The 21,354-nt window shown below is 62.1% G+C and carries 22 protein-coding genes; 11 read left to right on the top strand and 11 right to left on the bottom strand.

The genetic code is table 11. The features are described from left to right. Positions 1-21: 21 nt before the first annotated feature. Positions 22-2,154: a heavy metal translocating P-type ATPase gene (locus ASE64_RS07565; RefSeq protein WP_055778326.1), complete on the bottom strand. Its 2,133-nt coding sequence runs from the start codon at positions 2,152-2,154 to the stop codon at positions 22-24. Between the two features lie 120 nt (positions 2,155-2,274). After that, entirely contained in the window at positions 2,275-3,426 is a 1,152-nt protein-coding gene (locus tag ASE64_RS07560) for an acyltransferase family protein (RefSeq protein WP_055778323.1), read from the bottom strand. Positions 3,427-4,385: 959 nt separating this feature from the next. On the opposite strand from ASE64_RS07560, the gene ASE64_RS07555 reads away from it, so the two are divergent. Next, positions 4,386-4,982: a recombinase family protein gene (locus ASE64_RS07555; protein WP_055778319.1), complete on the top strand. Its 597-nt coding sequence runs from the start codon at positions 4,386-4,388 to the stop codon at positions 4,980-4,982. A 7-nt stretch (positions 4,983-4,989) separates the two neighbouring features. After that, positions 4,990-5,658, top strand: coding sequence for a hypothetical protein (locus ASE64_RS17365; RefSeq protein ID WP_156351697.1), 669 nt, complete (start codon positions 4,990-4,992; stop codon positions 5,656-5,658). On the opposite strand, the gene ASE64_RS07545 is transcribed toward ASE64_RS17365, so the two are convergent. The 8 genes from ASE64_RS07545 to ASE64_RS07510 form a co-directional block, all read right to left on the bottom strand. Continuing rightward, positions 5,615-6,448: a hypothetical protein gene (locus ASE64_RS07545; RefSeq protein ID WP_055778314.1), complete on the bottom strand. Its 834-nt coding sequence runs from the start codon at positions 6,446-6,448 to the stop codon at positions 5,615-5,617. The two genes, ASE64_RS17365 and ASE64_RS07545, sit on opposite strands and share 44 nt — an antisense overlap. A gap of 248 nt (positions 6,449-6,696) precedes the next feature. Continuing rightward, complete coding sequence (locus tag ASE64_RS07540; protein ID WP_055778311.1) at positions 6,697-7,917, bottom strand: hypothetical protein; 1,221 nt, start codon at positions 7,915-7,917, stop codon at positions 6,697-6,699. Continuing rightward, on the bottom strand, positions 7,918-8,133 hold the full coding sequence (locus tag ASE64_RS07535) for a hypothetical protein (RefSeq protein WP_055778308.1): 216 nt from the start codon (positions 8,131-8,133) through the stop codon (positions 7,918-7,920). It lies immediately after the preceding gene. Positions 8,134-8,137: 4 nt separating this feature from the next. Beyond that, positions 8,138-8,878, bottom strand: coding sequence for a hypothetical protein (locus ASE64_RS07530; protein WP_055779767.1), 741 nt, complete (start codon positions 8,876-8,878; stop codon positions 8,138-8,140). Positions 8,879-9,010: 132 nt separating this feature from the next. Continuing rightward, complete coding sequence (locus ASE64_RS07525; RefSeq protein WP_055779765.1) at positions 9,011-9,634, bottom strand: RloB family protein; 624 nt, start codon at positions 9,632-9,634, stop codon at positions 9,011-9,013. Beyond that, on the bottom strand, positions 9,618-10,940 hold the full coding sequence (locus ASE64_RS07520; protein ID WP_055778305.1) for an AAA family ATPase: 1,323 nt from the start codon (positions 10,938-10,940) through the stop codon (positions 9,618-9,620). The genes ASE64_RS07525 and ASE64_RS07520 overlap by 17 nt, the downstream gene beginning before the upstream one ends. Positions 10,941-11,992: 1,052 nt before the next feature. Then, entirely contained in the window at positions 11,993-12,526 is a 534-nt protein-coding gene (locus ASE64_RS07515) for a hypothetical protein (protein ID WP_156351696.1), read from the bottom strand. A gap of 189 nt (positions 12,527-12,715) precedes the next feature. Further along, complete coding sequence (locus ASE64_RS07510; RefSeq protein ID WP_055778299.1) at positions 12,716-13,264, bottom strand: thioesterase family protein; 549 nt, start codon at positions 13,262-13,264, stop codon at positions 12,716-12,718. Between the two features lie 144 nt (positions 13,265-13,408). Here ASE64_RS07510 and ASE64_RS07505 point away from each other — a divergent pair, with 144 nt between their 5' ends. From ASE64_RS07505 to ASE64_RS07495, 3 genes are all read left to right on the top strand, one after another. Then, positions 13,409-14,032, top strand: coding sequence for a TetR family transcriptional regulator (locus ASE64_RS07505; protein ID WP_082465981.1), 624 nt, complete (start codon positions 13,409-13,411; stop codon positions 14,030-14,032). Positions 14,033-14,222: 190 nt separating this feature from the next. Further along, positions 14,223-14,513, top strand: coding sequence for a hypothetical protein (locus tag ASE64_RS07500; RefSeq protein ID WP_156351695.1), 291 nt, complete (start codon positions 14,223-14,225; stop codon positions 14,511-14,513). Positions 14,514-14,518: 5 nt separating this feature from the next. Further along, on the top strand, positions 14,519-15,325 hold the full coding sequence (locus ASE64_RS07495) for a nitroreductase family protein (protein WP_082465980.1): 807 nt from the start codon (positions 14,519-14,521) through the stop codon (positions 15,323-15,325). Between the two features lie 37 nt (positions 15,326-15,362). Here the strand turns inward: ASE64_RS07495 and ASE64_RS07490 are convergent, their stop codons facing one another. After that, positions 15,363-15,755 (bottom strand): hypothetical protein, encoded by a 393-nt coding sequence (locus ASE64_RS07490; RefSeq protein WP_055778293.1) that lies wholly within the window; start codon positions 15,753-15,755, stop codon positions 15,363-15,365. 262 nt (positions 15,756-16,017) lie between these two features. Here ASE64_RS07490 and ASE64_RS07485 point away from each other — a divergent pair, with 262 nt between their 5' ends. From ASE64_RS07485 to ASE64_RS07460, 6 genes are all read left to right on the top strand, one after another. Then, entirely contained in the window at positions 16,018-16,890 is an 873-nt protein-coding gene (locus ASE64_RS07485) for a hypothetical protein (protein WP_156351694.1), read from the top strand. A gap of 89 nt (positions 16,891-16,979) precedes the next feature. Next, positions 16,980-17,885 carry an NAD-dependent epimerase/dehydratase family protein gene (locus tag ASE64_RS07480; protein WP_055778289.1) on the top strand — a complete coding sequence of 302 codons (906 nt, stop codon included), beginning with the start codon at positions 16,980-16,982 and terminating at the stop codon, positions 17,883-17,885. A gap of 276 nt (positions 17,886-18,161) precedes the next feature. After that, positions 18,162-19,169, top strand: coding sequence for a FecCD family ABC transporter permease (locus ASE64_RS07475; protein WP_055778284.1), 1,008 nt, complete (start codon positions 18,162-18,164; stop codon positions 19,167-19,169). Next, positions 19,166-19,990, top strand: coding sequence for an ABC transporter ATP-binding protein (locus ASE64_RS07470; RefSeq protein WP_055778283.1), 825 nt, complete (start codon positions 19,166-19,168; stop codon positions 19,988-19,990). The genes ASE64_RS07475 and ASE64_RS07470 overlap by 4 nt, the downstream gene beginning before the upstream one ends. Further along, positions 19,987-20,961, top strand: coding sequence for an ABC transporter substrate-binding protein (locus ASE64_RS07465; RefSeq protein WP_055778281.1), 975 nt, complete (start codon positions 19,987-19,989; stop codon positions 20,959-20,961). The genes ASE64_RS07470 and ASE64_RS07465 overlap by 4 nt, the downstream gene beginning before the upstream one ends. Further along, positions 20,958-21,353 (top strand): DUF6176 family protein, encoded by a 396-nt coding sequence (locus ASE64_RS07460; RefSeq protein ID WP_055778278.1) that lies wholly within the window; start codon positions 20,958-20,960, stop codon positions 21,351-21,353. The genes ASE64_RS07465 and ASE64_RS07460 overlap by 4 nt, the downstream gene beginning before the upstream one ends. The last annotated feature ends 1 nt before the right edge of the window (position 21,354 follow it).

Below are 21,354 nucleotides of genomic sequence, written 5' to 3'. Positions count from 1 at the left end.
TTCTTCCTGGTATCCCGATCATCAAGACGCGGTGTCTGACAGGCGGGCGGTGGGTGTCGTTCGGTTCAGAGCTGCACGAACGCTCGTGTCGGGGTCCAGTTGCAGGCGGCGCAGGAGCTGAGCGTTCACTGCCACAACGATCGTAGACAACGACATCAAGATTGCCCCCACCGACATCGGCAGAACGAACCCGATCGGGGCTAGGACTCCCGCCGCTAACGGCACTGATATCAGGTTGTATCCGGCTGCCCACCATAGGTTCTGCTTCATTTTCCGGTAACTGGCCCGCGACAACTCGATGACGCTGAGCACTGAGCGGGGATCATCGCTGGCCAGGATGACCCCGGCCGACGCGATCGCCACATCCGTGCCGGCGCCTATAGCGATTCCGACATCAGCCTGAGCCAACGCGGGAGCGTCGTTGACGCCATCCCCGACCATCGCAACTCGCCGATTCTCCGCCTGCAACTCTTTCACCTTGTTCGACTTGTCTTCCGGACGCACCCCAGAGAAATACCGGTCGATACTCAACTCGGCGGCGACGGAATGAGCGACAGCTTCCGCGTCCCCGGTGATCATCACCACCTGCACACCCTGGGCTCGGAGCGCATCCACGGCCTGCCGGGACTCCTCCCGAACCTCGTCAGCGAGCTTGAGTGCGCCGATGACGGCACCATCAGACAGGACGTGCAAGATGATCGCTCCGTCTTCCCGCCACGAATCCGCGATGCTGAGCTCGGCCTGGTGTTCCTGTTCCAGCAGATTCGGGCCTCCTACTTGGATCCGGGCGCCCTCGATGGTCGCGGTCACTCCCACTGCCGGGGAAGAGGCGAAGCTCGTGGCCGTGGGTGTAGGAAGATTCCGGGTTTGAGCTGCTGCGATGATGGCTTTGGCGAGGGGATGCTCCGAGTCTGCCTCTGCCGCTGCGGCAAGGGCGAGAACATCTTCTTCTGTGCGCCCCGAGGTCGTTTCGATGCTGGTGACAGTCGGTTCACCTTTGGTGAGCGTCCCCGTCTTGTCGAAAAGCACTGTGTCGACGGTGCGCATGCTTTCCAGCGCGAGCCTGTCCTTGATGAGTACGCCGCCGCGGGCGGCGCGTTCCGTGGCGATCGATACCACCAGCGGGATGGCCAGACCGAGTGCGTGAGGGCAAGCGATCACCAACACGGTGATGGTGCGAACAACAGCCTCATCGGGTTGGCCAATCACCGTCCACACAATCGCGGTAATGATCCCTGCGCCCAGGGCGAACCAGAACAACCAGCCTGCTGCAGTATCAGCGAGTCGCTGCGCTCGAGACGACGAGTTCTGCGCATCGGTGACGAGCCGCTGAATGCCCGCCAATGCGGTGTCCTCACCAACAGCACTGATCTCGATCCGAACCCCGGAATCGGTTGCGACCGTCCCGGCGACGACAAGGTCACCGTCACTTTTGCGGACGGGGCGTGATTCACCGGTGATCATCGACTCGTCCATGCTGGCCGATCCCGAGACGATGCGGCCGTCAGCCGGCACCCGACCACCAGGCCGGACGATGACGACGTCCCCGAGCTTCAACTCCGAGGGAGACACCGAGACGGTACTGTCGCCGTCGACACGTTCCGCTTCGTCTGGCAACAATGCTGCAAGAGAATCGAGGGCGGATGTCGTTTGGGCCAACGACCGCATTTCGATCCAGTGCCCCAGAAGCATGATTACGATCAGCAGGGCCAACTCCCACCAGAAGTCCAACTCGTGATCGACGAGTCCCAGCGTGGCTCCCCATGACGCGAAGAACGCTACCGTGATCGCTAACGCGATCAGCAGCATCATTCCCGGTTTGAGGGCCCGCAACTCGCTGACGGCGCCGGTCAGGAATGGTCGACCGCCCCACACATACATCACCGTGCCCAGGACAGGAGAAACCCACCCCACCCATGCGGCATCCGGCAGGGTGTAGCCGAGGATCATCGCGAACATCGGTGAAAACGCCACCACCGGAATGGCGACGATGAGCATGATCCAGAACAAACGCCGGAACTGCCCCACATGGTCACCGTGCCCGCTGTGTCCAGCATGGCCCCCGTGGCCTTCGGGCATGTCGTGCTCGGCGGGTAGCGCCGACTCTTTCAGCGGCGTGGTGGTTGCGTGCTGGTGTGCGGAATGGTTTTCCATGAGGCCTCCTAGCCAAACCTATGATACCCCCTAGGGGTAGTCAATGTAAGAGACCGTCCGGTGTTTCTATTCCCGCTCTTCAGGGGTGGGCGGAGCTCCCATCGGACGACGCCGGTCTGGTCAGGGCGCTAGCGGTGGCAAGAAACGGTTCTCGATTTGCTTACGAAGCCGGGTGAAGGGAGCTTCGATTACCCAGAAGACGAGCTGCGCCACGAGGACCGATACAAGCAAGGAAATCGAATCCGTGACGATCGGGGTGTCAAGTAGTGGACCGATTAGAGCCAGCACGAGCTTGTGCAGGAGATAGAAGGAGAAGGACAGCACTCCCATACGCACCAAAAGTCGACTATTCAACAACCGGCCGATCCGAGTCTCTGAGCGAGTGATGACGAACCAGAAGATCGGGATGAGAGTGATGCATTGCACGGTCGTGGAGATGCTCAGCCGGAACGAGAGCGCCGGAACCGCGGCGCTTGCCGCGAAAATCAGGACAGCGACGATGGCGATCCATCCCAGGTGTTGTGACATCCAGCGTCGGATGCGGGAGGCGAGACGGGTGGCGTCGCCCATGACGGGATTGATCAGAAGCGCGAAGGCTGCTCCCCACAGGATGCTGTCGAGGCGTGTGTCAGTAGAGAAATAGAGCCGATCGAAATCGGCCCCGTGTAACCCGAGATAAATTCGCCATGCCGGGATGACAAGCGCGACCCCGACGAGAGCCCACCCGATCCAAGATCGTCGCGCGCCGCAGCGGTAGGCGACGAGGAGCGCTACGGGAACGACGAGGTAGTACTGCTCCTCGACGGCCAAGGACCACATCTGACTCGTCTGAGGAGGCAAGCTCTCGTATCCGGCCGCAACGATGTAATAGTTCGTGAAATTGAAGACTTCGGACAACACGCCCCATCCGCTGACTGAGGCCGGAAGAGCCCCGGAAGCCGCGAGAATCAGCGAAACGCTGATCGCGAAGTAGGCGGCCGGCAGGATACGAAAGGCCTGGCGCAGGTAAAACCGGGACAACCCGATTTTTCCCGACCTTTCGAGCTCCCTGCGCAGCAACGTGGTGATGAGAAAGCCACTGAGAAAGAAGAACACCGTCACTCCGGCATATCCAGGCCACTGGCCCTGGTCCGTGCGGCCGTGCCCGATGAAAACGATCAGGACTGCCAGGGCACGGAGCCCGTCTAACGAGGGGATGCGGGAGGCGGTGTTTATGGAAGGAGCTGGGGAAGGTGAGGTTGTGTGCGGCATGGGGCCGCCGATGAAAAGCACGGAGTAATCCTTGACTTGAGAAACCAGAAGAGGGCATCGGCTGAGCGATGCGGGCGCTGACGCCGTAAAGGGCCGGGGACTGACCGGACAGTCTTTTGCGCGAGCGGGTACGCCAAAGCGAGCCCACAGAGAGGGCTCGAGGTGCTTCTGGTTCTAAGTTCGGTTGATCGAAAGTGCAGCCAGAGATGGCCCAGGAAGATCTCGCCGGGTATGCGGCGCACCGACGGGATCCTGCGCCGGCTCTCTCAGATGCACAACGATTGCCGCGGGTACGTCGGCGACGCTGTCCGCGTTCTCTGTTACGCGCGGCTGTACGGTGCCGTCGTGACCGCGTTCGAAATGTTCGTGATGGGGCGCCGCTGGGCTTTCGCCCTCTGCAGTCGACAACTCGAGGGCCGACCCCGTCACCGGGTTGGTTATTCCCGCAACGTGAAGCGCCCCGTCCGGCGACTGCGGCGGCGCGAGGTGCACAAGAGCCGTGGTGATGATCAGAGCCAGGATCGTGACCAAGAGAACAAGCGGGCCCACCTGTCGGGCAGGGTAGAGCGCAGCATTGCTTCTCATCCCGACCTCCAACCTACGGTCAATCGTCGCTCACAACATGGGCACCGACAGAATCCCCGCCCAATCTCCTACACAACTCTCAGGAGCATCGCCCACCAAGAGCACATCAGCCGGACAACAAACTCAAACCGGCTAAGCGCATCGAAAAGTACATCAAGTCCTGGAACCGCACGCCCAAGGCGTAGCGCAACTCGAAAAAGCACCCTCCTGCGCGAGGGGAGAATTCCTCTCGAATAAGTCTCGAAAAACAATAGCTTTTCGAAACACCGTGTCAATGCCGGAACGACAATTAGCCCGTTGCGCCATTCCACGGCGAGATCTGTCTTAGAAAGGCGTCTCACCGCAAACTGTCTCAGCGTAGCGACTGATAGGGGTTTCTGAGTCAGAATGACCTTATGAGACTTCTGGGGTACACGCGGGTTAGTACGTCGGGCCAGGACGCCCAGCTGCAACTCGATGCTCTCGTCGCGGCCGGCGTTCAAAAGCGAGATGTGTTCGCGGACGTCACCTCCGGGAGTAAGACCGCGATCGAGCGTCGAGGGATGAAGAAGCTCCTCGAGCACGCGGAGTCCGGCGACACGGTTGTGGTGTGGCGAGTCGACCGCCTCGGCCGCTCCCTGATCGACGTTCTGAATACCGTGAACTTGCTACGCGGCCGCGGTATCCACGTGCGCTCAATATCTGACGGCATCGATCCGGCGACGTCGACGGGCCGGCTGATGCTCAACATGCTGGGCACGCTCGCCGAGTACGAACGCGAACTGATCGTCGAGCGAGTCAACGCCGGGATTGCCGCCGCCAGGCAGAGCGGCACCCGCTTCGGCCGGCCCCTATCTGACCTCGTAGTCATCGCCGACAAACTCGCGGTCGCGGCCGATGCTCGAGCGAAGGGACGCACGGCCGAAGACGCCGCACGGCTCGTCGGCTGGAGTCGAGCAACTCTCTACCGTCACCAGCACGCCGTGGCCGGCCGCGAGAGCCACACCGTGTAGCGATGAAATGAACGGCGACGAGCTATGGCGAATCCTTCGACTTCCCATCGAAGACCAGATACCCCTCGCCGTTCTCATCCGCGATTCCGGAGTTGAATTGCGAACACTGCAGCGGTGGCACCAGCTGTACCGGGACGGCGGCGGCACCGCTCGCGACTCTCACCCTCGCACGGACACCGGCACCCGCCCCACTGCTGCCGAGAATGTGACGTTCATTGAAGGGCTCGAACTGACCGGGCCTCGCCCTGCCCTTGCGAAGCTGCGCCGCCTCGCTGTTGATGAAGCAGAACGGTCGGGGTGCTCGGCGCCGAGCTGTGCCACTGCCGGGCAGAACGTCCGGGCGCTGGATCCAGCGCTTGTCATCCTCGCTTTGGAGGGACCGACCTCCTATCGCAACAAGCATGAACTCGTGTTTCGTCGCCGGGCAGAACGTCCGAATCAGACCTGGCAAGCGAACCAAACTGAACTCGACGTCCTCATCACCCGTGTCGGCGGAAAGCCGGACCGGCCCTGGCTGACGATCGTGATGGACGACTACTCGAGTGCAATATGCCTATACACCGTGTTCACCGGCGCACCCTCGGCAATCGACATGGCCCTCGCTTTGCGCCAGGCGATCTGGCGCCGTCTGATCACGCCGGATTCGGATCCAGTCGACGTTCATCAAACATTCTGAGTGCGAAGCTGAGTGCGAGCGTGGCGGCCGCGGCGGCAGGGCCAATGTCGTTGACCAGGTCGCCACGCAGCAGCGAGTACTTACCCCCGGTCGGAGGTTGGATAATGGTGTTCTGGTCGAGACGCATGGTGGCGAAGCCGCGGGAACCGTGCGCTGCGGCGCTGCCGCTGCGCCAGATGTGGTTTACGCCGCCCTGTACGAGACCGTCGTCGTGCGCTGCTTGGGCGACGCTCTCAATGATGCTCGTGTTGTTGATCCGGCACTTATCCACCTGCAGCCCCGGTTTCAGCACGTCAGAGATGGGCTGCAGCTGCGCTTGTCGCTTAAGCAGGAGTTCGATCATCTGCCCTTTCGCGGTGCGCGCGGCGTCTGTCGGCGCGAACGCCTCTCGCACCATGACCAGCTGGGTTCGTACATCGTCTGCCAGGAACTGAAGCGCCCGAAGCTGACGCTCCGAGCGTTCCGTAGGTGTCAATATCCAGGCGGCATGAGAAGCCGCCAACAGTGACGTGCGGAGCACTGTCAGGTAGGCCGTCGGATACAGCGTGCTTGTCTCCCTCATGGCGGTCAGCGTGAAGTCCAGATGCTCGGTTGCCGCGGCAAGGCTGTAGCCGACGAGATTCGAGATGCTGAACGCTTCGAAGGTGGCATCGTCGCCAGTTAGGTCGCTTCCAGGGTCAATTGTGGCCGGTGCACCCTTGAATAATTGCTGCCACTGGGTCGCTGCCTCGGAGATCCTTCCAAGCCGGGCCTCCCAGGCTTTGTACTCATCGGTCTTGATGTTGTCCACGGTGCCAACTCCTGGTTCGGGGCGAGTGCGACTAACGCTACGCGTCTGTGCCGACGCTGCCCTTTCTGATTTGTGTATAGGCAGATTGAAAGGATCTACCGGCGAGTTCGAGCTGCGAGGGCGAACTGGAAGCAGTATCTATTGAGTGCTGCGTCAGGTCCGGAGCGGCTGAGTGCAGCAGCGGGAAGCTCACGTGCTCTCAGTAACTCCTTGCGACGGGTTTGCGAAGTCCAGCACGCGACGGTTGCCTACATCCTCCGTGCTCCTAGCGGCGTAGGAAGCGGCCTACCGCCGCGGTCGAGGAGCTGGATGCTGGAGCCCATTGGGATGCGCCCCGGCGGTTCGGGCTCGACAATCGAGAAACCGTCACCGGGACCAATACTTGCCCAGTCCGAAAGATCTGGTTCTGCCGCTCGGGAGAGTCGCGCCAAGTCTGTGAGCAGGTCGGGTAGGTCTTCAATTTTCTCGGTGACTGTCGTGCCGTAGCGATCGGGTGCTCCGGAACGGCGCAGCTGGTGGAGGGCATCGCGGTCACAGATGACCACGTCGCAGAGGGGAACGGCGACGCTGAGTGCGTCGATGTCGCGCAGCATGTTCCATGTCCAGGGGCGGCTCGGATTGCGAAACAGATCCCGCTTCATATCGACGGCAATCCGCATCGTCGGTACACGGTCGCTGAACGACATCATCTGGGCGCGGGAGTTCGCTTTGCTCCCGGTCGCAATAGAGCCGAGAGACAGGCGGTACTCGTTCAGGATCGTCTGAAGTGTAACGCCGTACTCGTGCATGATTTCGCGGGCAAAGAGTGCCACGCGCAGTTCTTCACGGGACTTGATCTTCACGGCCTGATCGACGTACGACTCCTCCCAATCCAGCCGGTTGCCCACGTTGCTCTCGAAATAGCGCGGATCGACGTAGCCGAGCTTTTCAAGAATCGGGATCTCGGCGTCAGCGGGGCCGGCCATGAGAGCGAACTCGCAGTATTGGTTGAGCTGACGCGTCCAGTTCGGATCGACTGACTTCACAACGCGCCCATCAGGATCGACGACGGTCATGAAGCCCTCTATGCCAGTGAACGACCAGTGCACGCCGAGGCCAAGCATCTGAAGCGGTGCTGGGCGGAAGGTTGGGCGTCCGATTGTTTCATGTAGCGCCGTCAGGAGCTGATGGCGCACCAGGTCGGACTGCTTCCGAATTGTCCGCCCCATAGCGATAGGAGCCATGACGCGCGCGATTTCCTTGCGCTGTGCAGGGTCAGCGATGCGGATGGTCTCTTCGTAATGCGTTGCCGATAGCGGGAAGGCGACGCCTGCCTCAGCGGCGGTTTTCAGGGACTCGAGGAGGGCGACATCGGACGGCTTGAAGGGCCGACCCACGTTGGCTCGAGCAAGGCGAATCCACACCCACTGATCGAGATAGACCGAGGGCTTCGCTGTCTTGAACCGTCCGTCTGTGCTCGTGTGTTCCACCTAGAGAAACTCCCGCAGTCGAGCGACCGCCGCCTCGGCGGTCGCGAATGCACCTAGTCCGAAGACCAGGTCCGCCTGGAACGAGTCGTCGGTATGACTCAGCCGGTACCTATCGGATCCCTGCTCGATGCGACACGGTGTTTCCTCGAGCGTGCCGTCGATCTCATGGACCACCCAGTAGTGGTCGTCTTCGATACCGCGCGCTAGGACCAGCACGGTCTTACTGTTCCTGCTCGAGCTGACCCGAGCGGATGATCTCGAAGATGTTGTCGCGGTAACGGGCGGGGACGCGGTGCCTAACGCCCGCCTTCATCTCCGTGACAAGTTTCTTGATGGACTCGGCGTGGTGGAAATCCCCGCCGGCCGCGAAATACGCGCGGAGCCATTCGTTGACATCGTAGGGATACCCTTCGGCGTAGAAGGCACGAACCAGCTGCACGACCGCTTCCTTCCCCCGCCCTGAACTGAGGCCGTTGTATTGGTGGGAGATCATCATGGTGCAGGCCTCGACCATCAAAGGGTCGGGCAATTCCCTCGCCGCACCGGCGTGCAGGTCAAGCGCGCCGTGGCCATCGAGCCAGGTTCGGACGATGTCGAGCGGCCACCAGACCAACACGAAGACTCGGCTCACCGCTCCGGATTTGACCGCAGTTCGCATTGATTCGAGGGAGCGCTCGTCGCGCGGATGTAACACCACGACGGCATGGTCGACGCTCTTTCCCTCGCACGCGAAAGCACCGAGCTCCGAGACGTCGAACACAATGCGCGTGGCCTTGTCTGGGGCGATGAAACGAGCCGCTTCGAGGTCGACGCTGCCGTCACCTCCGTATTTTTTCATTTCGGTCATGGCGAGGAGATAAGGTTCCTCGCCAAGCCAATCGCGGATCGCGGCGCTTTGCGACACCATCGCAGTGGCTTGCTGCGCCCAGTCTTCCCGCGTCATGTACGCCAATTCGGTCATGGACATATCGTGTCAGAGACCCCTGACGTCCAGGCTTGAGCGTCATACTCGGTCATCCACTCCTCGTCGATGTGCGATGTAGAGGATCCCATCCGGGTGGTCCATCGCTTCCGATGAGGATGCTCAGCATGGCTACACCTCCAGAAGACCAGGCTCAATCGCGCGCAGCAAGCGATGCATTCCCGAGGAAGGATTATCACTTGGAAACTTCGTGCCGTCGTTTCGATGTTTTGCATCCAAGTCGATCGCGCGCATGGTTGCGGCGGCACGAAGCGGCAGATACACGGCGTGGTCGAGGTGCTTGTCTGCTACGCCGTCGTGATCCCTACGTAAGCGGCGTGCGCCATCGTTGTCTAGAAATCCTTCGGTGTTTGCGTGATGCAAAATTAGCCATAACTCGAAATTTGGGTTGGAGATTGCAAGCTGAATTCCGTGGTTTTGTGCCAACAACTTTGCTTCGTTCAAATGCGGGTGATGCTTTGGCCATTCGACGTCGAACACACACCAAATTTGGTCAATCTCGTCGTTCTTTGATTGAGCCTCCACGGCAAGTTCGACTAGCGTCAACGGCACCCCCCGTTGACTGGCAATCTGGAGGTCAACCGCATTCGCGGTCTTGACTTCGGGCAAGCTCTTGAGCGCGTTGAGGTACTCAACTTCGGTGACCTCGCCTTCAGTGAATATCAAGAATGTTCGCCGTTCCGGCAGCTTCGCGACGGGGCGTTTGAGCCCAGAAGGTTTAGGCGTCCGCGCCAAGACGATCTCCCCCAGCAAAGCCCATCGCCACAAGCACCTGATACTTGTCAATATCGGGCAGCGCCCCAAAGCGACCTTGAAGGTAGCCGCGCTCAAGGTTGTGCGATCTTCGAACTCGATCCCCGGCAAAATCCGACAACGCGCGCAAGGTCGTCATGCCATTCGACTGTTTTTCAGTGAGCCATACTTCGTCCCGATTGAGGTGGTTCAACAGGGTCGTGTCGTGGGTTGTGAAGATGAGCTGCGCGCCCATTCGATTAGTTGTCGGATCTTGAAACAGGGCGATCAGCTGTGCAGTCAGTGTTGGGTGGAGACTCGCGTCTATTTCATCGAAAAAGAGCACAGAGCCACGCCCGAGAGCCGTCAGCGTTGGCCCGATGAGGTTGAACCATGTTTGAGTGCCTGCCGACTCCTCGAAGAATGCAAATGATGCGTTCTCGCGATCAGTGCGATGTACCATCCGCACCTGATCTCGCGGACGAAGCCCGCTCGCCGTATTGTCCTTGGATAACGTGCTTTCTTCGGGTTCCTCGAACTCGACATCCGAAATCCCCAAATCAGCCATCTTCAGCAAAGCCAAAGCGCGCGCGCGGTTAGTTGTAAGCACGTCGTCCTCGACGAACATTTCGAGTTGCTCTTGATCGGCCTCCTCGAACCAGCGCTCGGTTCGCGCAGAAGGAACGACGAAAGCACCCGGCCCCCCAAAACCCCTACGCCTACGTCGCAGTGATTGGCCGAGGAAAGTGTAGGAGGCTACATCGTCTGCGAACGCGACTATGAATGAGTCGTTAAACCGTCGCGCCGCGGAAAGGGCGAGCGTCGATGGGGTCAATAATTCCCGAGTTCCCGCTGCACCCTTGATGCCTCGGGCAAACTTAATGCTGTTCTGCTCGCGCTCAAAAATATTGCGACGGCGTTTCTCTGGATAGTAAGAGAGAGCTTCATACTCAACGCCCTCAGTTCCGATCTCGAGCTGGTACGAATACCGTACGCCGTCAACGACGGAATCGAGATCAAAGGTCGACTGCGACGTCATCCCATCTTCGAAAGCAAAAGGCTCTCGGGGAATGACGTTTTCCCAAAGACGAAGAGATGATTTCACGGCACTGCTTAACCACGAGATCGCGGAGATCACATTCGACTTCCCTGATGCGTTCGGTCCATAGAGACCGGCAACCGTGAGTACCTTTTCGTTTAGGAGTTCAAAGGATCGAGCCGCATCCCGATCTTCGTCGACGGCTATCAGTGAAAGCTCGACCTCCCTAAAAATTGAGCGGTGGTTCGCCACGGCGAACTTCAGAAGCATCGCGACATCCTTACATGCATAGTGTGAGTATAGGGGCGATTCTGTCATTTTATGACGATAAGCAGCGTCTAATCGCATGAAATGTCGCGGTTGCGCCTTGAGTGATCTTTACAACTTTGCGGTTGCCGCCTCCGAATACACTCAATCGACACAGCGATTCATCAAGATATATCGCCGATAGTTGAACTCATGTCGCAAGGGGTGGGTGATCGCTCGTTACGGCTTGAGTACTTTGTGTTTGTAGATCCAGAGCGCGGGCCAATCGGACTCTGACGTTACTGGATCGATCAGATACGGATCCAGCCGTACATTCGCCCTTTGACCACATCATCCAGGTATCAGAAGGCGACGGGGCGGCATTGTGTTCGTGAACCGTTGTTGCGGGTGCTGCACCCCGCAAAAACCCCCCAACTCGCGGTCATTCCTCGTTTTCGGGTGTCAGTCTTGTCATCCAACAGAGCCGATTTTCCGGCGATTTCTGGAATTTTGAGGCTGTATCAACCCCCCGACAATGAGTTCAAATCCCACCGGTACCGCCACGATCAAACCCCCTGCTCCCCTTTTGTTTATAAGGGAATCAGGGGGTTTTCTCGTTCGCGATCGAGTCGGTCGCGCACAAATTGGACTCATCTGAAGACATTTTGGCGTCACCGAGCGCTACCGGGACTGCGTCTGGCGCTGGATGTGCCGGATCCCCTGAGTTCGATACCGGGTGTCGATTCCGGTTCGGGCGTCGCGCAGGCTCCGAGGCCTAGCACCCCGGCTAGCGAGCACGGCCAGCACCCCGCCCCTCGCCGTCGTGGCCGTTCCTGAACGGCTCGAACCATGTGCTGTGCGTGGTGCGCGCATATCGACCCCTTCCGACCCCCTTGCCGACACTCGATTGTCAACGGGATCGTGTGCCCAAAGGTATCCGAGGGCCGCGACACGGAGCCATGGGGAGGGCTCCCCATCGCGCACCAGCGTCAGGCCACATCTCGCTTGCCGCTTGATGACATGCCCGCACCCACGTCCTTGAGCGAAGACCATAAAAGGATGGTCTTTTGTGCGTGCTATTCCAGATGTTCTTCGACCGATTGAGCGATCTCGACCGCTAGCGTTCGATCATCTGCAGCCGGACCGTCGCTGCGGCTGAGGTCGATGGAGATGACGTACGAGTCCCAGATTGAATAGACATGAACCACCTGCTTCGAGGGCCCGGCGACGAGGCAGGTCGCGCCAATCGCGTCTTTCACCCCGAGTGGTTCGCAGGTTTCCTTGCTGTCGGCGTCGGAGGATGCGGCTCTCAATCGGTCGAGTTCATCCTTCGACGGGGCAGTGATGCGGATCGAGAGAGCGTTCCCGCTGTCAGTAGCGCTCGACTGAGAGCACTCTGCGCCTTGCGCGTCATCAGGATCAATCGTGATCGAGTCTCCGTCACGGATCAGCCCCACCCCGGTTGACGGTTCGCTCGGCAGGTCCGGCATCGCTTGCTTCACCAAGTCGGGTGAAACGAGGCCGCATGCGTGCGATACGGCCTTGGGTGAATCTGCCGCGCAGCCGGCCAAGCCAGCTGTCAATAGCCCAATAACGAGCAGGGGAGTCATTCCACGTGCGATTCTCACGTTCAATAACCTCCGGGTTGTGAAAAATTCACGATACGCGGAATGCCATGACTCCACCTAGGCCTTTTCGCGCCGCAGGTGCTGTTGCGGATCGAAAGGAAATGGCGGCTCAACCGCACCACCATTCGCTTTTTCTGAGGCGAGCAGGAGCCCGGGCTGACCCGTGCCTGCCTACGCCGCCGGCCCAGACGACCCGATGGCACGAGAGGACAGAGTACGGGCGGCCTGGGCCCACGCTCCTACCTCATCGGGAAGCACGAGGGCTGGGGCCCCGCCCGCTGCCTCGAGTAGCTCCGGCTGCGGGACGATCCCGCCGCTTCGGCGGAGGAACCGCGTCTGCACCACGGCGTGCGCGTGCACTTTTCCGTCGATATGGAAGATCTGCTCCGCGTAGGTGGCGCGGTCGTCGAATCCGATGAACCGGGTCGTCAGCTCGAATCTCTGTCCGAGGGTGAGCGATTTCTTGTACGTGATCGACTGCGCGGAGACGACCGGATACCACCCGCGCTGCTTGACGATCGTCCAAAATCCCGAGCGCTGGAGGGCGTCGAGGCGGCCCAGGTCGAGCAGGGACAAGTATCGGGCGTTGTTCATGTGCCGAAACACATCCAGATCCCCGGCATTGACTCGGAACGTCACCGTCACGGGATCCCACAACCCGACGCGGGGCCAGCGCAGTGATCGGAGGCGGAGCAGGAGCAGTCGGAAGTAGAGATTCACGGGGGCCTCCTCGGGGCCTCGGGATCCCGGTGCGCCTCGCGGACGGCAGAGGGAGGGTCTCAAATAGAGGTTTAGCATAAGCTAAAGTCTGATCGAAGAACCTAGGATTCTGATCGACGACGACTGGCTCGAGAAGGGACGGATATGCCTCGATCCTCACGAGCGCAGATGGCGCTGCATCGCCAGGATGTATTGGAAGGCGCGGCTCACCTGCTCCGGAGCTCCGGTCCGGCCGCGGTGACGGTTGCGGCCGCCACGGCGGGTGCTGGGCTGACCGCCGGCGCGTTCTACAAGCAGTTCGTCTCGAAGGACGCGCTGCTCTCCGAAGCCAGCAACTGGGCGGTGGACCGGAGTCGCGAGGACTTCGACCGACTATTGAAGAACACCCCCGAGCAGAACAGCACGCGGGACACGTTGATCACCGCGTATCTGTCTGACGCGCATGTCGACGATCTCGGTTCTGGCTGCGTGATCTCGACTCTTGCCTCGGACGTCACGCGCGACCCGGAGTCCCCCATGGGCGACGCCGTCTCGGTCGCCATCACGGAATTGGTGAGACTGCTCACATCGGCTGACGGCGATCGCGAACGGGCTCTGACGGATGCCGCCACGATCGTGGGTGCCGTCGTCATCGCACGGGCTGCACGAGGATCCGACGCATCCGACGAGATCCTCCGGGCCGCGCGGCACGCACTCGTCCCTGATCAGGCGGTGGGCGACGGCGAGAACAAGGCGATGAGAACACAGGGAGCGTCTGAGCGGGGCTGACTCGCGCATGCGGCTCAGTGCGACGATTCCGACCGGCGCCCGTGACGGCCGTCTGCATCTCACGATGGCCGCGTCAACCCGCAAATCTCGACCGGAAGCATTCTTCTAGCGTGGTGAGGTGGGTGTTCGCAGGTTGGTGAGAGCACAATCGGGGCGACCTGTCGTTCGTGCGGCGTTCGGAGCGGCTGGAGTGGGATATGCCGCGAGCTGCACGTTGGGTGTCGGCGTCGCCAGTGGCCTCGTCGACCTGCGCAAAGCGCGATGGGCGCATCACGCGCTGTATCTCGTCACGCTCGTGCTCGCCGGAGTCGCTGCGAGCTCGCTGCTCTGGAGCTCCAGTCGCTCCGGGTGGCTGTTGCTTCCCGCCGCGGGGCCGCTTGCCGCCCTCGCGTATCTGGGCCCACGGATGCCGCGGCATCCGATTGTCGCTCTCGCTGCGGCCCCGTTCTTCGTCGCAGCCTTCATCCACTCTCGAAAGTAGCCAGCGTGCACCTGCTTGACGCCATCCGCCGCCGCTGCACGACCAACGGGCACATGTTGCCCGATCCTGTCAGTGAAGAACGCCAGCGGCTACTCATGGAGGTGGCGGGCAGGGCTCCGTCGCAGCTGAACAGCCAGCCGTGGCGCTTCGTTCTGATCGAGGAGCCCGACACGATCCGCAGTATTGCCCGGATCAGCGGCGAGAGCATGAAGAAGATCATGGCGAACGGCGCATTCTTCGAGCGGTACAAGCCGTACTTCCGTTTCAGCGCCGCGGAGATGGAGAGTAGCCGGGACGGCATGCTGTTCGACAAACTGCCGGCGCCGCTGCGGCCCTTCACCAGCCAGGTCTACACCTCACGCGGACAGAAGCTGATGAACGCGCTGCGGGTCCCGTCTACCCTCGGCGCTGAGAACGAGAAGTTGGTGGCCGGCTCGCCGCTGTTGCTCGGCGTGATGCTCACTCGGGCAGAAAATCGACCCGGCGAACTGTCATCGTTCTACCCCACGTTCAGCCTGGGCGCCGCGATGGAGAATGTCTGGCTCACGACCGTGGAACTCGGCATGGGCATCCAGTTCATCTTTTTTCCGATGGAGGTGCCTGAGAACTGGCACCGCATCGAACGTCTGCTCGAGGTGCCGGATGAGCTCGAGCTCATGGCGGTGTATCGGCTGGGATATCTGCCCCCAGAACAACGACGGCCCGCGATCGACTGGTCGAGTCACCAGCGCAAGCTGCCCTCTCAATACATGTTCCGAGGAACCTGCGCCACGCCCCAGCAGGGCTGGGACGACCCTCTTCCCTCGACCTGATACCGCAGGTGGGCGCGCCTCAGTTCAGGGCGGCGCCTCAGTTCAGGGCGGTGCCGCTCGTCATCAGGGGCCTTCGGGCCCACGGTGAAAGGCCGAGCAGCAGTGCCCCCGCGCCGGTGCCCATAAGCAGCACATGGTCGAGGATCGTGGTGCCCGACGGGAGCGCCCCGCCGAGGTTCTCGTCGAGCATGCTGCCGACGCCGAGCAACACGAACACCAGTCCGACGAGCACCAGCACGGCCTGGATCGCCTTGACGGGCGCCGGGGTGGCCCCGACGAGAAGCAGGGCCGCGGCGCAGATCGTGTAGACGATGTCGTTGACGATATCGACGTTGAAGAGTCCCAGCATGAGGGAACCCTCGATGAACCAACCGAGGAGCGCGTGGCTCCCGATGACAATCCCGAGCATGAGTGCATATGCCTTCGCCATGTGTGCCTCCGTAGTCAATCGACGCGCCGCCGGTTCGACAGAATCCACGTCAGGTCGAATGCGAACGGTCCAGCCGAGGGCCTTGCCAAGCCGATAGCGCGCCGATATAGAAAGGCCTGCGTTCGAAAAGCGGCGCAGCATTGCGAAGAACAGCTGCATTGATTCGACGAGGCGTGACGTGCTCCGTGGGAGGATCGAGGGGTTTTGTGTCGAGGCGTCTCGGTGAGGACGAGGCCGTCTGATGGATGGAGGAGGAGCACGCGTGAGCGAGGAGTCGAACCCGGGCGTCGAGCCGCAGCGCGGACCGAATCTCCCAGAGTCGGAGGGGCCGACCACGGGCCGGGCGGCAGGACTGGGCATCGTCGCGATCCTGTTCGTGCTGCTCGTAGCGAGCTGGTTGATCCAACTCTCAGCGTTCCTGCAGCGGGATTTCGGGCCTTTTGAAAAGAGGCTGAGTGACGGCGCAGTCATTGTCTGGATCTCGATCGCTGCCGCCATTGCGATCCTGTCGCCCATCGCGGTGCTCCTCCTGCAGGCGCGCGTTCACAAGCGCAATCCGCGACACTCGATCGCTGCCGTGCTCGGGGCGGTCGTGGTGCTCGTCATCGCGGTCCCGACGAACACCATTGTCGTCGGCTCCCAGGTCGCGAGCCTTGTGGCCGAAACCAAAGAAAAGGCGCAGCCGCCGAGCGAGGCCGAGACGTTCTTCGAGCGAAATGGCGGTGATCCCCGCAGAGAAGTACTCGAGCTGGGCGACGAGACGGTCCGGCTTCTGGGCGGAGACCCGACACTGGGTACAGAGAACTTCGACGCGACATATCGCGTGTTCAGTGAGGAGTGCTACCTCGACAATTCCAACCCTGGCACCATGTGGTACTACCGGTACAAGGCCCAGTCGCAGGTCGATGCCACTGGTCAGCCGCTCGTGCCCGAGGGTTCTCAGGAGCTTCCTACGGCGACGCATGACATGGCGGGTGTCATTGCCTACTGGGCAAGCCGCGGCGTCACAGCGACAAAACAAGAAGATGCGAAGTCCGACGAGCAGTACAAAGCCGAGGCCGACTGGTTGGGCTATGACTCGTGGAGCAGTCCGGATCCCCACGTGCTGTTCACCACGATCTGCCTCGCCGACTGAGAGGCCCGCTCAGCGTCCGGAGTTTCGGGGTCGCCTAGCTCAGTACGTGGATACGCTGGGCACCTTGCCCCTCAGCGAAAAGAGCACCAATGAAGGTCGTCGTCACCGGTTCACGCGGCAAGGTCGGACGGGCTGCCGTGCAGGCGCTCGTCGATGCGGGGCACGACGTGCTCGGGGTCGATCTCGTTCGTCCCGTCTTCGACGCGGGTGTTGTTGTTCCGGGCCGCTACCAGATGGCCGACCTCACCGATGCGGGCTCGGCTTTCGCCGTGACGGCCGGCGCCGATGCGGTGGTGCACGTGGCCGCCATCCCACAGCCAACCGGCAACCCGGCACACGTGGTGCTGCAGACGAACCTCATGTCGACGTTCAATATGATCGAGGCGGCGGTGCGCTTCGGCGTCACGCGGTTCGTCAACATCTCGAGTGAGAGCATCGTGGGCAATTTCTTTCCCGAGCGCCCGTTTCTGCCGCAGTACGCGCCGGTCGACGAGCAGCACCCGCTTCTGCCTCAAGACCCGTACGCGCTGTCGAAGGCGTTCGGTGAGCAACTGATGGATGCCGCGGTGCGGCGTTCCGACATTCGCGCGATTTCTCTGCGGCCGAGCACCGTACACAACGAGGACAACTACGAGGAGAACCTGGGCAAGCAGGTGCGCGACCCGTCGAACCTCAGCGCCAACCTGTGGAGCTACATCGACGTCTACGACCTGGCTGACGCGATCGTGTTGGCGACCGAGTCGGAGTTGCCGGGGCACGAGGTGTTCTACATCGCGTCTCCCGACAACGCGGGCGGGCACGACTTCGCCGAGCTGCTCGAGCGGTACTACGGTGGGCAGATCGAGCTGCGCCCGCTCGACCGGCCCGACGCATCCGGCATCTCTATCGCCAAGGCGAGGCGCCTGCTCGGATTCGCCCCGACCCGCTCGTGGTCGGACTACCTCGACGCGTCGGGGCGGGCGCTATCGAGGGGGGTGAAGCGGGAATCGGCGTAGTCGGGGCGCCATCGCTCATTCGAGTCACACCACCTCGACTCACACCCTGTGTGCCGCGGTGACCATGTAATTCCCGTGCGCCGGGCTCGGACTCGATTCCAGGTCGACCCGTCATCGACCAGTCTTCTATGTGAGAATGATTATCATTAAGACTGAAGGGTCACCTTGATGGATCGCCGTGTGACGGCCACCGCGCCCCCGCCCGCCTCGACCGCTCGGCTTGGGCTCAAACGAACCCGGCCTGGAGCGCCATTCGCTTCGCCGAGGCGCTACTCGATGTTGATCGTCGGTTTGCTGGCCGCTGTGGTCTTGGTGGCGACCGTTTCGGTCAGCGTCGGCACGGTCGCGATAGCGCCGGATGCGGTGTGGTCGGTGATCGCGGCGCATCTCACGGGTGCGACCGGGCTCGGGCCTCCGGCCGCAGATCAGATCGTCTGGTCAGTGCGGTTGCCGCGCACTCTGCTCGGGATTCTGGTCGGAGCGGCGCTCGCTGTCGCGGGTGCCGTCATCCAGGCGGTCGTGCGGAACCCGCTGGGCGACCCGTATCTGATCGGGATCGTTCCAGGGGCGGGTCTCGGAGCGGTGATCGTGATCGTCTTGGGCAGCGGCGCGGTTGGCGGACTCTCGATCACGGCGGCTGCCTTCGTGGGTGCCATGGCGGCGTTCGTCGCCACCTTCGCTCTCGGAAGGCAACAGGGGCGTTGGCCCGCTGTCAGGCTCGTGCTCGCCGGGGTGGCCATCGGCTATCTCATCTCGGCCTTCACGTACTTCTTACAGACCGTGGCCACACCCGGCCAGCTGCAGCGCGTGCTGTTCTGGACGCTGGGCAGTGTTTCCGGTGCAACGTGGCAGGACCTTCCGATTCTGGCGGTCGTCGTCGCCGGGGGAATGGTGTGGCTGGTCGCGAACGGGCGGCGCCTGAACGGCCTCGCCGGCGGCGCCGAGCTGGCCTCGTCGCTGGGGATCAACGTGGGCCGGTTCCAGCTGCAGCTCATGGCTTTGGTCGCGTTAATGACGGGCGCGGTCGTCGCGGTCGTCGGGGGCATCGGCTTCGTCGGACTGATAATTCCGCACCTCGCTCGCCTGCTCGTCGGCGCCGACCATCGGCGAGTTCTCGTCGTCTCGCTCCTGGGCGGGGCGATCTTCTTGCCACTCGCCGACATCGTCGCGCGCGTCCTCCTCCCTCCCACGGAGATCCCGATCGGTATCGTCACGGCTGCGGTCGGCGCTCCGTTCTTCATCTGGCTGCTGGCGGCGCTCGGCCGATCGGGAGCGCGTGCATGAGGGTCGACGCCGATCACGTCAGCGTGCACATCGACAACACCCCGATCGTTCACGACGCGACGATCGCCGTCGCATCCGGATCGTTCGTCGGCATCATCGGCCCGAACGGGTCCGGCAAGACGACGATGCTCAAGAGCATCCACCGCGCGCTGCTTCCCGTGCGGGGGTCGATCACCGTCGGCGGAGACGATCTGTGGAAACTAAGCGCCCAACAGAGTGCCCGCCGCACATCCGTCGTGTTGCAGGACGACGCATCCGAATTCGCCTTCACCGTGAGAGAAACGGTCGAAACCGGGCGCGTGCCCCACAAGCGTCTCTTCGAGCGTCAGACGTCGACCGATGGCGATGCCATCGACCACGCGCTGGAGACGGCGGGCGTGGCCCACCTCTCTGATCGCCTGGTGGGCACCCTGTCGGGAGGCGAACGCCAACGCGTGTTCGTGGCTCGTGCTTTGGCCCAATGCGCAGCCGTGATGGTGCTCGACGAGCCGACCAATCACCTCGACATCTCGGCCCAGATCGAGCTCCTCGAGCTGCTCACTTCTTTGCCGCTGACCGTCGTCGCCGCCTTGCACGACCTCAACCTCGCCGCGGCTTATTGCGATGACCTCTACGTGATGGCGGCGGGACGCGTCATCGCCCACGGCCCTCCCGCGGTCGTGCTCACGCCGGAGATGATCGGCCACGTGTACGGAGTCGCCGCGCATTGCTCCACGCACCCGCTGACAGGCAGACCCCTGATCGCATTCGCTCCTGCACGAACAGATCCGCCGACACTCGATCCCCCTATCCGTTCAACAATCACGAAAGCAGAACAGTGAAACCTCACCACCGTCGCACCGCATCCGTCGTCGCCCTTGCGATCAGCGCAGGAGTCATCCTCAGCGGGTGCGCATCTCCCACGAGCGCGTCACCCTCGACGCCTGCCGCCGCCGGCTACCCGGTGAGCGTGGACAGTTGCGGCGTGAAGGGCGAGTATGCGCAGTCACCGTCCCGCGTCGTCTTGGGGTACCCGCGCACCCTCGAGACACTGGCCGCCCTCGGAGTGGACGACAGCGTCTATGGCTACACGCTGGGTGGCTACGACGCGCTGCCGGCGGACTATCCGGCGAAGATCGTCGAAGTCTCACCCGACTACGCGCCGGCCAGAGAGGCGATGATCGCGGCGGCCCCAGACCTGTATCTCGCCAACGACGAGGGTCAGGTTCGCGGTGACGGCACGGTGAGCTACGACGATCTCGCTCAAGCGGGCACCAACGTCTACGTTCTCGGTCAGTACTGTGCAGATGCTCCCGCGCCCACGTCGATCACCCGCGTCTACGACGACGTCACGGACCTCGGCACCATCTTCGGAGTGCCCGAGCGAGCCTCCGAGGTCGTTGCCTCACTCAAAGACCGAGTCTCGGCGGCCGCCGCACGGAACCCCGGCGATCCCCTCTCGGTCGCATACCTGCAGGTCTACGACGGCAAGATCTATGCCAATGGCGGGTACCCGGCCGCAGGTATCCTCAACGCCCTGAATGTGACCAATGTGTTTGCCGATCTGCCGCACAATTTCACCGAGATCACCAAAGAACAGGCGCTCGTGCTCACCCCCGACGTCATCATGGTCAACTACGTCGGCGCCGGCAATGAGCAGGCAGGCATCGACGAGGTGCGGGCGCTTCTTCCCGACAGTCCCGCGGTCAAGAACGGGCGCGTCTATGGATCGGATGAGACCGACTACGAGGCAGGGGGAGTCTCTCTCATCGCCAACCTCGAGTACGTCGCCGACACTCTGTTCCCGCGATGACACTCGCGGCGCGGGGGATCCCGGACGGCCTGACGGTGTCGCTGCATCGCGCGCGCATCCGGCCAGGAATGGAAGACGAGGCCACTCGGTGGATGCAGATGCTCAACGAGCGGCATGACGAGGCCGTCGCAACCCTCGATCGAGAGCGCATGGCCATCGAGATCGTTTTTCGATCCTCCGAACCGACTGGCGATCACCTGACCTGGGTCACGGTGCGCGGGCCGGGTGAGGATGTCGGCACGAGCGCCCACCCGCTCGATGTCGATCATCTCGAGTATGACCGACGAGTCCGTCTGCCGGGCTGGACGACGGCGGAGGTGCACCTGCTCCTCGCGCCCGAGCCTGTGCTGGCGGCGATCACCGATTGGGCCCGCGTGTCCAGGTCTACGTAGA

The sequence above is a fragment of the Agreia sp. Leaf210 genome (assembly GCF_001421485.1).
Lineage (GTDB): Bacteria > Actinomycetota > Actinomycetes > Actinomycetales > Microbacteriaceae > Agreia.
The sequence above is the reverse complement of the archived record's forward strand: the minus strand, read 5'-3'. Positions and strand labels throughout refer to the sequence as shown.